Origin of the sequence: Cohnella sp. GbtcB17, assembly GCF_019091135.1 — a bacterium.
GTDB lineage: Bacteria > Bacillota > Bacilli > Paenibacillales > Paenibacillaceae > Cohnella.
The window spans coordinates 84,273-98,539 of sequence record NZ_JAGXJW010000019.1; the positions used below are offsets into that span (position 1 = coordinate 84,273).

The following is a 14,267-nucleotide window of genomic DNA, read 5'->3' on the forward strand; positions in this document are numbered from 1 at the left end:
GGCATAATTCCGCCCGCCTTCAACCATCCTAACGACAGGAATCCTAGACGGGACCTTCGGAGGGATGGTAAAAGCATGCGCAATCGTATGTTCGTAAAGGCGGCTTGCGCCGGAATAGTCGCGTACGCGTTGCTGGCAAGCGCCGGATGCACGGACAACCCGGGCGATACGGCCAACCTGAGCCAGAGATACGCGCCGGTCCGAGTGAAGTCGGCGGAGCAAACAAAGGCCGGGGAACAGGGAGAGAGCAGCGTCATCAAGCTGCACAACATTCATCGGACCGGATACGTATCGCTGTCCGACGTGGCAAAGGCGGCGGGGTATAACGGCAAGTGGCTGGCCGACGGCAGCTACGGACTGGGCGATCACGACCCCAGGTGGACGTTCCGGACGGGCGACAGCATGGTGCAATCAGGCGGAAAGCAAACCAAGCTGCCGGCGCCGGCGGTTAAGGAAGAAGGAGGCTTGTACATTCCCGCAGCAGGGTTGCCTGCCTTGTTCGGGAACGAACTCGCGATGCGGGCGAACGGGGACAGCATCTCCCTGCTCCCCAGAGCCTTCGGCCACGATGCGGGGCACGGAGGGATGCCCTTCGCCGACGCGACGCCAGGCGGTACTGGCGGCGGGAAGCTTAGGATCGCATCCGCTTCAAGCGACGCCGCCGACATTATTGCCCACGGACAGAAGTTTTTAGGCGTCAAATACGACTTCGGGACGGGCGATTACCGGCAAACGGGGAAGTTCGATTGCTCCTCGTTCGTTCAATACCTGTTCGCCGATAAAGGCATTCAGCTGCCGCGCGTCGCCAGGGATCAAGCCGAGCGCGGCACGACGGTCTCCCGAAGCGAGCTGCAGCAAGGCGACTTGATGTTTTTTTACGTGCCAGGCCGCTTCAAGACAGACAAGACGGTGGGCCATGTCGGCATCTATATGGGTGGGGGCAAGATGCTCCATTCGAGTCCGGCGCCCGAAGACGGCGTGCAAATCACGGATATCGACAAAGCGTACTGGCAGGATACGTTTCTGTTCGCCAAACGGCTGCTCTAGGCAGCCAGCGGGCTGACGCATGAAAAAGCCCCGGCCGATTTGGGCCGGGACTATCCGTATTTATGTCGAAATTCGGTCGATCTCGAGATCGTGCTCCACGGACAGGTCGATGAACGTATCGTCTACGTGGACGAGGGGACGGAACGGATCGGTCGGATGCGTCATGATGATCGTTCCCCATCGTCCGTCGGACAGCTGTGCCCGTTTGCCGATGAAGTTCGGGATCATCCGGTTGATGAACGTCAGTGTCATCTCCGCATCGAGCTCGTTGAAGCTGAGCCGGTACAGCTCCTTCAGCACGCAGAGCAAATCCCGCTTTTCCTGGTAGACCCGGTCCGAGCTCATGGCGCTGTAAATATCCGCTATCGCGATGACTCTGGACATCGGCATGATCGCTTCGTCCTTCAGCCGCTCGGGATATCCGGTGCCGTCGCGCCTCTCGTGATGCTGGAGCGCGGCCAAGGCGATGGCGTCGTCCGAATACGAGTCGGTCAAGATCCGATAGCTGTGCACCGGATGCTGCTTGATCTGCTCGAACTCGGCATCGGTCAGGCTCCCGCTCTTCTTCAGGATCTCCTCGGGAATGCGGCTCTTGCCGATATCGTGCAGAAATCCGGCCATGCCCGCCCGGATCTGATCTTCTTCGCTCCAATCCAGCCACTTGGCCATATAGAAGCTGAGCATGCCGACCTGGACCGAGTGCTGGTACGTGTATTCGTCCTGCGTATGCATGCTCAGCATGAGCGATACGACGTCCCGTTCCTCCTGAAAATGCTTGACGAGCGGCTGAAAGCTCTCCTTGGCGTCCTCCTCGGAAATGGTACCTTGCGCGATCGCCTGCTTGAACAGCAGTTCGCAGCCCGCGACGGCATCCTCGAACTTGAAGCGGAGCTCGGGCGGGAACAGATCGGCGGCGGTCTCCGACGCTTCGAACGAAGGGGAGACGCGCTGCTCGATATCGACGTAGTCGATCCGGTGCTGGTAGAGACGGGACAAATCGTGCTCGTTCAAGATCGCGCCGCTGGACAGCACATGCAGGCCGTATGCGTTAAAAATATCTTGCGAGATCTGATCGCCAGCCAGCAAATCGGTAATGTGAATTCGCATCGCGCACCTCGCCGTATGATCTTGTGCGGCATCAACGTCGGATAACCGCTTTCAAACCATATGTTACCAAAGTAAGCCCGCCTGGGCAATTGATTTTTGTCGAAAAGAAGCGGGGCGCCTAAACTCCGAGCAGCTCGGCGTACAGGCGTCTCGCGCGAAGGGGATCGTCGGTGCCCGATACGAGCGCGCGGCCGTCGGGAAACAGCGCAAAGGCGATGCCGTCATCCCGCCGAAGACGAAGCAGGTAGTCGTACAGCTCGACTTGCCCGAGAGGGGCCCACCTGGCGGCGAGCCGCGGCAGGTTGAGCTCCGCATCGGAAGCAGCGGGCGAAACCTGAACCGTCTGCCGCCCGCAGAGCGAAGCGGTCAGAGGCTCGGCCGCGTCGCCGTCCAGCCATTCGAACCGGCGCTCGGCGCCGCATACCGGGCAGTTCGCCCTGCGCGCGCCCGCGATGCCGAGCTGCTGCCAGCCGGTATGCCACAGGTCGGTCTGCAGCAGCGCGCCGTGCAGCGCGTCTTCGCGGCCGCCGAGCAGCTTGATCGCTTCCATCGATTGGACGGAAGCGACGAGATCGACGATCGGCCCCACCACGCCGGCCGTCTCGCAGGTGTCGAGCGCGCCGCCGCGCGGCGGCTGCGGGAAGATGCAGCGCAGGCAAGGACCGCCCGCGCCGGGACGGATCGTCATCGTCATGCCCGATGCGCCGACCGCCGCGCCGTAGATCCAAGGCTTGCCGTGCTTCGCGCTCCACTCGTTCAGCAGGTACCGGACGCCGAAGCTGTCCGTGCCGTCGACGACCAGGTCGGCGTCGGCCAGCAGCGTCTCGACATTGCCCGCGTTGAGATCGACGGCGTAGGGTCTGTACCCGACGCCGCCGTTGATCGCGGACAGCCGTCGCGCGGCCGCGACTGCCTTCGGCGTTCCCTCGGCTGCATCCGCTTCGTCGTAGAGCAGCTGCCGCTGCAGGTTGGTCGGCTCGACGACGTCGCGGTCGATCAGAATCAGGCGGCCGATGCCGGCGCGGGCCAGATGATTGGCCGAGACGCAGCCGAGCGCGCCGACGCCGACGATCGCGGCCGTAGAGGCGGACAGTCGCTCCTGGCCTTCGGGGCCGAACGGGGCGAAGCGAACCTGGCGGGCATAGCGGTCCGCGCCGCCTGCAAGCGCCCCCGTCATCGCGCCTCGTCCGCCAGCGGCGCCAGCGGATTCCAGGGCCCGGTCTGATGTCCCTTCCACTCGGAGCCATCCTCGTACACTTCGCGCTTCCAGATCGGCACCGTCTGTTTCAGCCGTTCGATCGCATACCGGCTCGCCTCGTACGCCAGCGCGCGATGGGGGGAGGAGACGGCGATGAGCACACTCGTCTCGCCAATGCCGACCCGCCCGATGCGGTGATGGATCGCGCACAGCGTGCCCGGCCACCGCTCGCCGATCTCGTCGCCGATCTGCCGCAGCGCCGCGAGCGCCATCGGCTCGTACGCTTCGTAGTCGAGCGTGACCGTACGCTGCTCGCCCGTCAGTCCCCGCGTCGTCCCGGCGAACAGGAGCGCGGCGCCGTGATCGGGATGATGCACGAGCGAGAGCACGGCTTCCGCCGACAGCGCCGAAGCGGATATCGCATACGGCTCGGCGGCGGAAGCCGCGGCGGCTTCTTCGCCCGCGTCAAGCCCGGAGCCGCCGGACACCGGCGGCAGCAGCGCGAGCTCGTCGCCGCAGCCGACCTCGGCCTCATCCGGCGAAAACGATTGATTGCGCGCGACGAAGGACACCTCGATCAGGTCGGCCTGCGCAGGATGGGCGGCCGCGATTCGTCTCTTCAATTCGCCGGCGGCGAGCCTGTCCTCGGCGAATTCCGTCTCGAGCAGGCGCGTGCCCAGACGCTCCGCAAGTCCGGCGAATAAATATACTTTCCATCTGTATGTCGTCATGAAAATGCCCTGCCTTCCATACGTTTCACAAGGGGGTTGCCTTGTCCAAGCATACCATAATGACGCTGAAAATGTTATGCTATAGCCATGTCAGCTAGCATAACAGGGAGACGATTGAAGCTTCCTGAAGGAGGGCCACGCCATGACGGAACTGAAGGACCGCTACGACCGCAAACATACGTACCTGCGCATCTCCGTCACGGACCGCTGCAATTTGCGTTGCCTGTACTGCATGCCCGAGGAAGGCATGACGTTCATGGACCAGGAACGCCTGCTCACCTACGATCAGATCGCCGAAGTGGTGGAGACCGCCGCGGGATTCGGCATATCCAAGCTTCGGATTACCGGGGGCGAGCCGCTCGTCCGGCCGGGCATCGCGGGCTTGATCGCGAAGCTGAAGTCGATCCGGGGCATCGAGGAGATCTCGCTCACGACGAACGGACTGCTGCTCGGACCGCAGGCCGCGGACCTGAAGCTCGCCGGGCTCGACCGCGTTAATATCAGCCTGGATACGCTTGACAGCGCCCGCTTTCGCTTTATCGCGCGCAGAGGGAGATTGGACAAGGTGCTCGAGGGCATCGAGGCCGCGGCCGAGGCGGGGCTCGGGCCGATCAAGCTCAATTGCGTGCTGCTCAAAGGCGTCAACGAGGACGAGATCGGACGTTTTCTTCGCCTCTCCGCCGAGAAGCCGCTTCACGTCCGCTTCATTGAATATATGCCGATCGGGCACGACGACGCGGGCTGGCGCGACCATTACCTGCCGCTGACGCGCGTGGCCGAGGAGGCCGACCGTCTCGGGCTTGCTTACGAACCGCTGCCCGAGGGACCCGCAGGCAACGGCCCGTCGGAGAATTACCGGATCGCTGGGGGCGCCGGCTCCTTCGGGCTGATCCATCCGGTCAGCAATCATTTTTGTGCCAATTGCAACCGGCTCCGCCTGACCGCGGAGGGAGATCTCAAGCCATGCTTGTATTGGGTGGACGAGCTGAGCGTCCGGCCGGCGCTCGGCTCACCGGAGGCGATGCGCGAGCTGTTCATGAAGGCGATGCGCATCAAGCCGGAGAACCACGAGATGGCGGCGCTGCTCGCCGGAGACGCCCAGTCGCATGTGCCGACGGGGCGCAGGATGTCTCAAATCGGGGGGTAGGAGGCGAATAGTGGTGCAAAGCGGCAAGCTGGTTCTGCTTCATACCAACGATATCCACAGTCATTTCGAGGAGGCTGCGCGTGCGGCCGATTATATAAAAGAGGTCAAAAGGACGGTGCCGGCGGACCGGCTCCTGCTCGTCGACTGCGGCGACCATCTGGACCGCGTGCGGATCGAGACGGAAGGGACGGACGCCGCCGTGAACCGGGAGCTGCTGGCGAAGCTCGGCTACGACGCGGTCACGTTCGGCAACAACGAAGGATTGACCTATACGCCGGAGCAGCTCGGCCGGCTGTACGAGAACGCTCCGTTTCCGGTCGTCTGCGCGAACTTGAAGCTGGTCTCGACGAGAAGGGCTCCTGCCTGGATGCGCCGCACCTTGACGCTGCAGAAGGCCGGGCTGACCGTCGGCCTGTTCGGGCTAACGGTGCAGTTCCACGAATTTTACGACCTGCTTGGCTGGGAAGCGTCCGACCCGCTGGAGGAAGCGGCGGCATGCGTCGCCGAGCTGCGGTCCGCCTGCGACGTCGTCGTGGCGATCTCCCATCTGGGGCTTCGCCAGGACGAACGGATGGCGGCGGCCGTGCCGGGCATCGACGTGATCGTCGGCGCCCATACGCACCATCTGCTCGAGGTGCCGCTCCGGATCGGGGGCGCTGTCGTCTGCGCCGCCGGCAAGTTCGGCCGCTATGTCGGCACGGTAGAGATCGGGCGCGGACCGGGAGGACGCGGTCTCGACATCGAGGGCCGCACCGTGTCGACCGAGGGCCGGCAGCCCGATGCCGAGACGCTGGATATCGTCGCCGCCGCGCTGCGCAAGGCGAAGGAGACGATGGCCGAGCCTGTCGCGGAGCTGACCGTCCCGCTCGCCGCCGAGGCCGCCGCCGAGAGCCCGCTCGGCACGCTGCTCGCGGGCGCGCTGCGCCGCAAGACCGGCGCCGAAATCGGCCTGACCAACGCAGGACAGCTGCTTGACGGGCTTGCGGCTGGGCCGGTCACCCGCGAGGCGATCCATGCGGTCTGCCCTTCCCCAATCAATCCGTGCCTGATCGAACTGACCGGCGCGCAGCTCAAGCAGGCGTTCGAGGAGAGTCTGCTGCCGGAGTTCATCGACCTGGAGTTTCACGGCTTCGGCTTCCGGGGCAAGGTACTGGGCCGCTTGTGCACGGACGGCGCAGAGGTGGTCTTCGATCCCGCCGCGCCGCCCTACGGCCGCGTGGTCGGCGTCCTCGTCAACGGCGAGCCGCTCGACGAGTCGCGGGTCTACGCCGTCGGCACGCTGGACATGTTTACGTTCGGCATCGGCTACGTCGGCTTGAAGCAGGGCCGCGTCTTGCGTTATTTCCTGCCGGAGTTCATCCGCGACCTGCTTGCCGAGGCGCTCGGCGACGAGCGCGCCGTGTTCGATTGCATGCGGCCCCGGTGGAGGGAGGATGCGGCCTCCGCGGCTCTTTGAGCGCCGTCCGTGCGCATAAAGGCTGCCGATCGGACAAAAAACGTCCGCCGTTTCGTCGTTTTGACGAATGGTCGGACGTTTTTTATGTGGAATCGTAAGGGGTTTTGACGAATGCTGTCGAACTTTTAGGAAGGAATATCTTGTCAATGGGCGTCAAATCTCTTACATTATCATAAGAGGATTCCGATGATATAGCCAGAGCCTTTTTCTGCGGACGCGTATCGCCAAGGGGGAGTTAAAGAATTATGCGCTTGATGCCAGTGACAGCTTGCCTCCCCGGTATGAGGCTTGGTAAAAAAATATTCTCCGAAGATGGCGTCGTACTGCTGGCTGAAGGAGTCGAACTGACCCAGGGACTGTTGAATCGCCTAAGCAGCATGGGCATTCATTACATTTATATTCAGGACCCGAAGACCGAAGGCATCGAGATTCCGGAGCTCATCAGCGAGGAGACGCAGCGGCGCGCGCTGAAGACGGTCAAAAACGTTTTTCGCGAAATGGCGGACAGCTCGCGGCGGGGGATCTACCCCTACGTCGGCAAAGCCGTGCGCGAGACGATGTCGACGATCCTCGACGATCTGTACAGCAACCGCGATGCCATGATCATGCTGCTGAACCTGCAGAGCGTGGATCATTACTTGTACCTTCATTCGCTCAACGTCTGCGTATACACGTCGCTACTCGGCATCGCCAACGGCTACAGCCGGGACGAGCTGATGACGCTCGGGCTCGGCTCGCTGCTGCACGACGTGGGCAAGTCGCGGATTCCGCTCGACGTGCTGCTCAAGCCGGGCGCGCTCTCCAAGCAGGAGTTCGAAGAGATGAAGCGCCATACCGAACGCGGCTTCCAGCTGTTGAAGGACGAACCCAACCTGCCGCTCATCGTCGCGCACTGCGCGTTCCAGCATCACGAACGCCTGGACGGCTCGGGCTATCCGCGCGGCATTCGCGGCAGCGAGATCCACGAATATGCCAAGTGGATCGGCATCGTCGACTCGTACGACGCGATGACGAGCCACCGGATCTACCGCAACGCCATGCTGCCGCATCAGGCGGTCGAGCTGCTGTATGCGGGCAGCGAGACGCTGTACGACACCGAGATGCTGCGACTGTTCCGGGACAAGGTCGCCATCTATCCTGTCGGGATGACCGTGGAGCTGTCGAGCGGACAGAGCGGCGTCATCGTGGACGTGAACACGCTGACGCTGCACCGGCCGATCGTGCGGATTCTGACCGACGAGGCCGGCGCGGAGCTGAAGTCGCCTTACGACATGGATCTGTCCAAGCATCTGTCGGTCATGATCTCCCGCGTCGTGACGAGCGGTCCCGCGCTAACCGAAGCATAGACGCATTCGAGCCCTTGGAGCGGCATGTCTCCAGGGGCTTTCGTTTGCGTTAGCCGGCGTTTACCCGGTACAATAGCATTACATTCGACAAGACAGGGAGTATGACCGATGATTGGCTCCGCCCAAGCCGGGACGGGCGCCCCCTTCGCGCCGCCGGCCGATCTCACGCCGCTGTCGCCTGCGTACGATCCGTGGGATCCGATCCGTTCGCTGCAGGCGTACGGCAAGCACGCGCTCACGAGCGTTGAATTTACCGTTACTCATTTATGCAATATGCGATGCGAGCATTGGGCCGTCGGCGACAGCCTGACGATGACCGAAGCCGAACCGCTGCCGCTCGATCTGATGCTCCGCAGGCTGGACGAGGTCGAGTATCTGGAGACGATCAGCCTGACCGGCGGCGAGCCGACGTTCAGCATGAACACCGTCAACAACGTGCTGATCCCGCTGCTCAAGTACGCGCGGTCGCGCGGCATCCGCACGCAGCTCAATTCGAACGTCACGCTGGACTACGGCCGGTACGAGCTGATCGCGCCGCATTTGGACGTCATGCATATTTCCTTCAATTACACGGAAGCCGAAGACTTCCACCGCATCGGCTTCGCGCGCACCGGGCGGGAGGTCGGGGCGGCGGCCTCGGGTCGCATGTACGAACGCATGATGGACAATGCCAGGCGGCTGGCCGACGGCGGGCTGTTCGTCTCGGCGGAGTCGATGATCAACTACCGGACGCACGACAAAATGAAAGAAATTCACCGACTCGTCGGCGAGATGGGCTGCAGCAGGCACGAGGTGCATCCGATGTACCCGAGCTCCTTTGCCTCCGGGCTGCCCGTCATCACCAGGCGGCAGATGCGCGAAGCCGTCGAGGAGCTGCTCGACGTCCGGCGGCGCGACATGTGGATGCTGTTCGGGACGCTGCCCTTCTACGCTTGCGGAGACGATCCGCTGGAGCGCCGCTTGCTGAGCAGGCTGGCCGCCGAGCCGAACGTCACCGTGCGCAACGATCCGGACGGCCGCAACCGCGTCAACGTCAACCTGTTCAGCGGCGACGTATACGTGACCGACTTCGCGGCCGTCCCGCCCTTCGGCAACGTCAAGACCGAACGGCTCGACGACGTGTTCGGGCGCTGGCAGGAGCACCCGATGCAGCGCGGCCTCAATTGTCATTGCCCGGCCGCGGGCTGCTGCGGCCCCAACCTTCTTGTCACCGACATGTATTACAAGGACGTCGACTTTACCCGCCGCAGCGCGATCGTTTGACGCGCGGCAGGCGGACGCGGAGCGCGGCCCTTAAGCCGCCGCCGCGCCGTACGAAAGGAAGCTGAAGCTGCTTGAACACGGAATTGTTGTGGGGTTCGATCGCCTGGCACGCCGTCCTCGTTCTTTTTCTCGTGCTGCTGAACGGATTTTTCGTCGCGGCCGAGTTTGCGCTTGTCAAAGTGCGCCAGTCGCGGCTCACGCAGCTGACGAACGAGGGCAATGTGAGGGCGAAGTACGCGCTCAAGGTCAACCGCAAGCTCGACGTCTATCTGTCGGCTACGCAGCTTGGCATTACGCTTGCGTCGCTCGGACTCGGGTGGACGGGCGAGCCGGCCATCGCGGACCTGATCGTTATCCCGCTGCTCCACCAATACGGCGTGACGAACGAGACGACGATCCACACGATCTCGTACATCATCGCGTTCAGCGCGATCACCTTCCTCCATATCGTCCTGGGGGAGCTGGCGCCGAAGTCGCTCGCGATTCAGAAGTCGGAGAGCGTATCGCTGTGGCTGTCGCTTCCGCTGCTGCTTTTCTACAGACTGTTCCTGCCGGTCATCTGGCTGCTCAACAACGCGGCGAACCTGCTGCTGCGCCTGATCGGCGTTAAGCCGGCCAGCGAGCACGACGCGGCGCATACCGAAGAAGAGATCCGCATCCTCATGAACGAGAGCGCGAAGAGCGGCATTATCGACAAGGAAGAGATGACGCTGTTCGACAACGTGTTTGAGTTCTCCGAGCGTGTGGCCCGGGAGGTCATGCTGCCGCGCACCGACATGGACTGCATGTTCACCAACCTGCCGTTCGATGAGAACATGAAGCTCGCCTACCGCGTCAAGCATACCCGTTATCCCGTCGGCGTCGAGGACAAGGACCAGATCATCGGGTTCGTGCACATCACCGACGTGCTCACGGCCGATCCGGACGAGGAGCAGGATCTGCGCGCATACTTGCGTCCCATTTTAAGCGTCCCCGAGTCCATGGAGATCAGCCGCGTGCTTAAGCTCATGCAGCGCCACAAGTCGCAGCTCGCGATCGTCATCGACGAATACGGCGGCACGGCGGGCATGCTGACGGCCGAGATGATCCTCGAGGAGATCGTCGGGGAGATGCAGGACGAATTCGACGATGAGCCGCCGGCCGTCGAGCTGCAAGGCGACGTCTATTCGGTCGACGGCCGCATGCTGATCGAGGAGATCGACGACCTGCTTGGCGTCGAGATCGAGGAGGAAGAGGTCGATTCGATCGGCGGCTGGCTGTTCAAGAGCCTCGACGGCAACGTCGCGGAAGGACGCAAGATCGTCGAGCAGGGCTACGTGTTCGAGATCGCCGAAGTGGAACGTCTAAGAGTCCAGCGCGTACATATCTATCGGTATAAACAATCGGATGCGGACGACCGTACGGACCCGCCTTCGGGCCTGTAGGTGACGTATCCCGGATTCGCCGGCAAGGCGAACGATCCTCGAAAGGTGTGAATGCATGCCGCTGCGCACAGTACTGCTGATGGTTTTGGGGCTTGGCTTTCTTTATTTGCTGTTTACGGTAGGCGCGCCGTTCCTGCTGGCGTTGATCGTCGTGATCTTCCTTGAACCGCTGACCAAGTTTTTTATGACCAAGTTCAAGATGAATCGGATTGCCGCTTCTACGGTGACGAGTACGTTGTTCACGCTCGGACTGCTCGGGCTTATGGGGCTCATTGGCATCAAGATATTCGAAGAGCTGACCTCGTTTTGGAGCAACCTGCCTTCGTACCTGAAGAGCGCCAACAGCTACGTCCAGGATGCGCTCGAAAAGGCGAGCAACTCCTACAACGGCGTCGGCGGGGACAACGAGCTGCCGATCAAGCTGGAGAGCCTGACGAACAACCTGACCGATTGGCTGTCCGGTCTCGCCACGTCGATCTCGAAGCCGCTCGTCGGCTTCGCTGCCGGCATCCCGAGCTTTTTTGTCGTCCTGATCGTCTTTTTCGTCGCCGTCTACCTGTTCAGTCTGAGCCTGCCGACGATGATGGCTTCGTTTCTTTCTATTTTTGCGGAGGAATCCAGAAGCCAGGTTACGCAGGTCATGGAAAATTTGCGCAAGTCGATCTTCGGCTTCCTGCGCGCGCAGTTCGTGCTGAGCCTCATGACGTATGTCATCTCGTTCGTCGGCCTGCTCATTATCGGCACGGGCTACCCGCTCGCGATCGCGCTGCTCATCGTCGTCGTCGACATCCTGCCGATTCTCGGTACGGGGTCCGTACTCGTGCCCTGGGCGGCCTACATGATGCTGACGGGGGATACATACACCGGTATCGGACTGATCCTGCTGTTCCTCGTCATCACCGTCGTGCGCCGGATCGTGGAGCCGAAGGTGCTCGGCGATGCCGTCGGTATCGGCGCGCTTCCGGCGCTGATCAGCCTGTACGTCGGATTCGAGCTGGTCGGTCTCGTCGGCGTCTTTCTGGGGCCCGTCGTCGTTATCGTTTATATGGCCGCCCGCAAGGTGGGGCTCATTAATCTTAAGATCAAGCTGTAGCCGACGCGGGCTCCGCGCTCGAAGCCTTCCGCCCTTTAACTGGCGGAGGGCTTTTTTTCTAGACTAGCTATCGAAAATTATCCGTTGTTGACGTTCGAATTAGGTCTCTGGGCGCATAGGCTAGAGCAGTACGCCGTACGGTGAGTCTAAGGAGGAATCCGCGTGTACGACAACCAGTGGCGGGAGTGGCATCCCTACGCCAGTCCCGACGATCCCTGTCCGCCCGTGCCGGTAAAAAGGTATATCGTGCCGCCGAACCAGTACATTTATTTTCAACCGTCCAACCTGCCCCAGTTCTCGCTCGACGAAGCGCTGTTCAAGGGAACGCTGTGGCCCGCGCTGTATAGCCCCTATACGTCGCGCTGCAACCGCAAAGGAGGCTGATCGGCGTGGCCGACAGAGAAGAAGCCGTGAGCCGCAGCAACGAGCATGTCTATGCGCAGCAAGCGCCGCCACGGGGAGGAGAAGCTTATAAGCGGGATCTGCTGGAGATTCAGAAGGTCGACTTCGCGCTGGTGGAGCTGAATCTTTTTTTGGACACCCATCCCGCAGACATGCAGGCGCTCCAGCAGTTCAACCAGCTCGCACAGCTCCGCAAACAGCTGATGGCCTCGTTCGAGCAAAAGTACGGGCCGCAGATGAACTTCGGCAACAGCTTCAGCCGGTATCCCTGGCAGTGGGTCGATACGCCGTGGCCGTGGCAAGTGTAGAAGAGGGGGCGCGATATGTGGGTTTATGAGAAAAAGCTGCAATATCCCGTCAAAGTCGGCAAATGCGATATCCGTATGGCGCGCTATTTGTCCGAGCAATACGGCGGTGCCGACGGAGAGCTCTCGGCCGCGCTTCGGTACTTGAACCAACGGTACACGATTCCCGACAAAGTCATCGGATTGCTGACGGACATCGGGACGGAGGAATTCGCGCACCTCGAGATGATCGCCACCATGATCTACAAGCTCACCAAGGACGCGTCGGTGGAGCAGCTGGAGGCGGCCGGGCTCGGTCCGCACTTCGCGAACCATGACAGCGCGCTGTTCTACGAGAACGCGGGCGGCGTGCCTTGGACCGCTACTTACATCCAGGCGAAAGGCGATCCGCTCGCCGATTTGTACGAGGATATCGCGGCGGAGGAGAAGGCGAGAGCCACGTACCAGTGGCTGATCGATATGACGGACGATGTCGATATCCAGGACAGTCTGAAGTTTTTGCGGGAGCGGGAGATCGTGCATTCGCTGCGCTTCCGCGAGGCTGTGGAGATTATCAAGGCGGATCGGGAGCAGAAGAAGATGTATTGAGCGCGTCGTACGCCAGGTCCATACTTAAAAAATCAATCCCCTCGGGCCGACGTTGCCTTGAGGGGATTGCCTTTTTGCATTGCGGCAAAAAAGGGACGACTAATAGACGCGCCGCAAAGGTTGCCACAGCCTCCGGGCTTCCGGTATGATGGATAAAAAAACGAGGAGTCGACTATGAAACCGTACGATTTGCCGGAAGCCATGCTGTTCGATCTGGATGGGACGCTGTTCCGTACCGAGACGCTGCTGGAGGAAGTGCACCGCCGCGTCTTCGCTACGCTGCGGGAGGAGGGCCTGTACCTGGCGCCTGAACCGCCCGTCGAGCGCCTGCTGGGTTCGCTCGGCATGCTGCTGGAGCATATATGGCAGCAGGTGATGCCTGACGGCTCGCAAGCCGCGCAGGAGCGGGCGAACGAATTGCTTCTGCAGTACGAGCTCGAGGAGCTGGAGCGCGGACGGGGCGATCTGTACGAAGGCGTGCCCGAAGTGCTGGGCGAGCTCAAGTCGCGAGGCGTGCGGCTGTTCGTGGCCAGCAACGGGCTCGAATCCTACGTCAAGGAAGTGCCGCGCCTGAGAGGCATCGGCGGACTGTTCGAAGGCTTCTACAGTGCCGGCGAATACGACACCCGCTCCAAAGTCGAGCTGGTGCGCCTGCTGCTCGAGCGAAGCGGCGTAAAGTCAGCGTGGATGGTCGGCGACCGCCATTCCGACGTTGAAGCAGGCAAGAGCAACGGCTTGTTTACCGTAGGCTGCGACTATGCCGGCTTCCGCCGCGAGGGCGAGCTGGACGGAGCGGACGTGCGAATCGCAAGCTTTAAGGAGCTGCTGAAGCTGGTGCGCTGAAGCAGGACTGGGCATAGAAAAACAGAGTAGGCTCCGCGGGGGAGCTTACTCTGTTTTTTAATGCCGGCGAGCGAGCGACTGGCGGAAAAGGCCGTCATCCCAAGCAATCCCCTGCTGTAGAGAAGGCGATGGGCGGCAACGGACGTCATCCCAGGCAATCCCCTGTCGTAGAAAAGGCGATAGGCGGAAAGGGACGTCATCCAGGCCAATCCCCTGTCGTAGAGAAGGCGATTGGCAGAAACGGCCGTCATCCCGAGCAATCCCCTGTCGTAGAGAAGGCGATTGGCGGAAAAGGACGTCATGCAGGCCAATCCCCT

14 protein-coding genes are annotated in these 14,267 nt (G+C 61.9%); 11 read left to right on the forward strand and 3 right to left on the reverse strand.

Annotated features, from left to right (window positions below):
• Positions 1 to 75: 75 nt before the first annotated feature.
• Positions 76 to 1,047, forward strand: a complete 972-nt coding sequence (locus KVT38_RS12620) for a C40 family peptidase (RefSeq protein WP_254639185.1) — start codon at positions 76 to 78, stop codon at positions 1,045 to 1,047.
• Between the two features lie 60 nt (positions 1,048 to 1,107).
• Here the strand turns inward: KVT38_RS12620 and KVT38_RS12625 are convergent, their stop codons facing one another.
• The 3 genes from KVT38_RS12625 to KVT38_RS12635 form a co-directional block, all read right to left on the reverse strand.
• Complete coding sequence (locus KVT38_RS12625) at positions 1,108 to 2,154, reverse strand: HD-GYP domain-containing protein (RefSeq protein ID WP_217594080.1); 1,047 nt, start codon at positions 2,152 to 2,154, stop codon at positions 1,108 to 1,110.
• 118 nt (positions 2,155 to 2,272) lie between these two features.
• Positions 2,273 to 3,331: a ThiF family adenylyltransferase gene (locus KVT38_RS12630; RefSeq protein ID WP_217594115.1), complete on the reverse strand. Its 1,059-nt coding sequence runs from the start codon at positions 3,329 to 3,331 to the stop codon at positions 2,273 to 2,275.
• A complete protein-coding gene (locus tag KVT38_RS12635; RefSeq protein WP_217594081.1) occupies positions 3,328 to 4,083 on the reverse strand; it encodes a molybdenum cofactor biosynthesis protein in 756 nt (251 codons plus the stop codon). Before KVT38_RS12635 ends, KVT38_RS12630 begins: the two co-directional genes overlap by 4 nt.
• 142 nt (positions 4,084 to 4,225) lie before the next feature.
• Here KVT38_RS12635 and moaA point away from each other — a divergent pair, with 142 nt between their 5' ends.
• The 10 genes from moaA to KVT38_RS12685 all read left to right on the forward strand — a co-directional run bounded on the left by moaA (position 4,226) and on the right by KVT38_RS12685 (position 13,950).
• A complete protein-coding gene (gene moaA, locus KVT38_RS12640; RefSeq protein ID WP_217594082.1) occupies positions 4,226 to 5,230 on the forward strand; it encodes a GTP 3',8-cyclase MoaA in 1,005 nt (334 codons plus the stop codon).
• A gap of 13 nt (positions 5,231 to 5,243) precedes the next feature.
• Complete coding sequence (locus tag KVT38_RS12645) at positions 5,244 to 6,686, forward strand: bifunctional metallophosphatase/5'-nucleotidase (protein WP_368859090.1); 1,443 nt, start codon at positions 5,244 to 5,246, stop codon at positions 6,684 to 6,686.
• A gap of 245 nt (positions 6,687 to 6,931) precedes the next feature.
• The gene (locus tag KVT38_RS12650; RefSeq protein WP_217594084.1) at positions 6,932 to 8,032 is read left to right on the forward strand and encodes an HD-GYP domain-containing protein; all 1,101 of its coding nucleotides are present in this window, start codon (positions 6,932 to 6,934) and stop codon (positions 8,030 to 8,032) included.
• A 108-nt stretch (positions 8,033 to 8,140) separates the two neighbouring features.
• Complete coding sequence (yfkAB, locus tag KVT38_RS12655) at positions 8,141 to 9,295, forward strand: radical SAM/CxCxxxxC motif protein YfkAB (RefSeq protein WP_217594085.1); 1,155 nt, start codon at positions 8,141 to 8,143, stop codon at positions 9,293 to 9,295.
• A 71-nt stretch (positions 9,296 to 9,366) separates the two neighbouring features.
• Positions 9,367 to 10,719 (forward strand): hemolysin family protein, encoded by a 1,353-nt coding sequence (locus KVT38_RS12660; protein WP_217594086.1) that lies wholly within the window; start codon positions 9,367 to 9,369, stop codon positions 10,717 to 10,719.
• Positions 10,720 to 10,774: 55 nt separating this feature from the next.
• Complete coding sequence (gene ytvI, locus KVT38_RS12665; protein WP_217594087.1) at positions 10,775 to 11,812, forward strand: sporulation integral membrane protein YtvI; 1,038 nt, start codon at positions 10,775 to 10,777, stop codon at positions 11,810 to 11,812.
• A 162-nt stretch (positions 11,813 to 11,974) separates the two neighbouring features.
• The gene (locus KVT38_RS12670) at positions 11,975 to 12,196 is read left to right on the forward strand and encodes a spore coat associated protein CotJA (protein ID WP_217594088.1); all 222 of its coding nucleotides are present in this window, start codon (positions 11,975 to 11,977) and stop codon (positions 12,194 to 12,196) included.
• Between the two features lie 98 nt (positions 12,197 to 12,294).
• Positions 12,295 to 12,522 (forward strand): spore coat protein CotJB, encoded by a 228-nt coding sequence (locus tag KVT38_RS12675; RefSeq protein WP_254639194.1) that lies wholly within the window; start codon positions 12,295 to 12,297, stop codon positions 12,520 to 12,522.
• 15 nt (positions 12,523 to 12,537) lie between these two features.
• Positions 12,538 to 13,107, forward strand: coding sequence for a manganese catalase family protein (locus tag KVT38_RS12680; protein ID WP_217594089.1), 570 nt, complete (start codon positions 12,538 to 12,540; stop codon positions 13,105 to 13,107).
• Positions 13,108 to 13,281: 174 nt separating this feature from the next.
• Positions 13,282 to 13,950: an HAD family hydrolase gene (locus tag KVT38_RS12685; RefSeq protein WP_217594090.1), complete on the forward strand. Its 669-nt coding sequence runs from the start codon at positions 13,282 to 13,284 to the stop codon at positions 13,948 to 13,950.
• The last annotated feature ends 317 nt before the right edge of the window (positions 13,951 to 14,267 follow it).

What these genes read in the sequence shown, in the direction of transcription:
- KVT38_RS12620 (WP_254639185.1), top strand. Translation starts at nt 76, where the DNA reads ATGCGCAATCGTATGTTCGTAAAGGCGGCTTGCGCCGGAATAGTCGCG.
- KVT38_RS12625 (WP_217594080.1), bottom strand. Translation starts at nt 2,154, where the DNA reads ATGCGAATTCACATTACCGATTTGCTGGCTGGCGATCAGATCTCGCAA.
- KVT38_RS12630 (WP_217594115.1), bottom strand. Translation starts at nt 3,331, where the DNA reads ATGACGGGGGCGCTTGCAGGCGGCGCGGACCGCTATGCCCGCCAGGTT.
- KVT38_RS12635 (WP_217594081.1), bottom strand. Translation starts at nt 4,083, where the DNA reads ATGACGACATACAGATGGAAAGTATATTTATTCGCCGGACTTGCGGAG.
- moaA (WP_217594082.1), top strand. Translation starts at nt 4,226, where the DNA reads ATGACGGAACTGAAGGACCGCTACGACCGCAAACATACGTACCTGCGC.
- KVT38_RS12650 (WP_217594084.1), top strand. Translation starts at nt 6,932, where the DNA reads ATGCGCTTGATGCCAGTGACAGCTTGCCTCCCCGGTATGAGGCTTGGT.
- yfkAB (WP_217594085.1), top strand. Translation starts at nt 8,141, where the DNA reads ATGATTGGCTCCGCCCAAGCCGGGACGGGCGCCCCCTTCGCGCCGCCG.
- ytvI (WP_217594087.1), top strand. Translation starts at nt 10,775, where the DNA reads ATGCCGCTGCGCACAGTACTGCTGATGGTTTTGGGGCTTGGCTTTCTT.
- KVT38_RS12680 (WP_217594089.1), top strand. Translation starts at nt 12,538, where the DNA reads ATGTGGGTTTATGAGAAAAAGCTGCAATATCCCGTCAAAGTCGGCAAA.
- KVT38_RS12685 (WP_217594090.1), top strand. Translation starts at nt 13,282, where the DNA reads ATGAAACCGTACGATTTGCCGGAAGCCATGCTGTTCGATCTGGATGGG.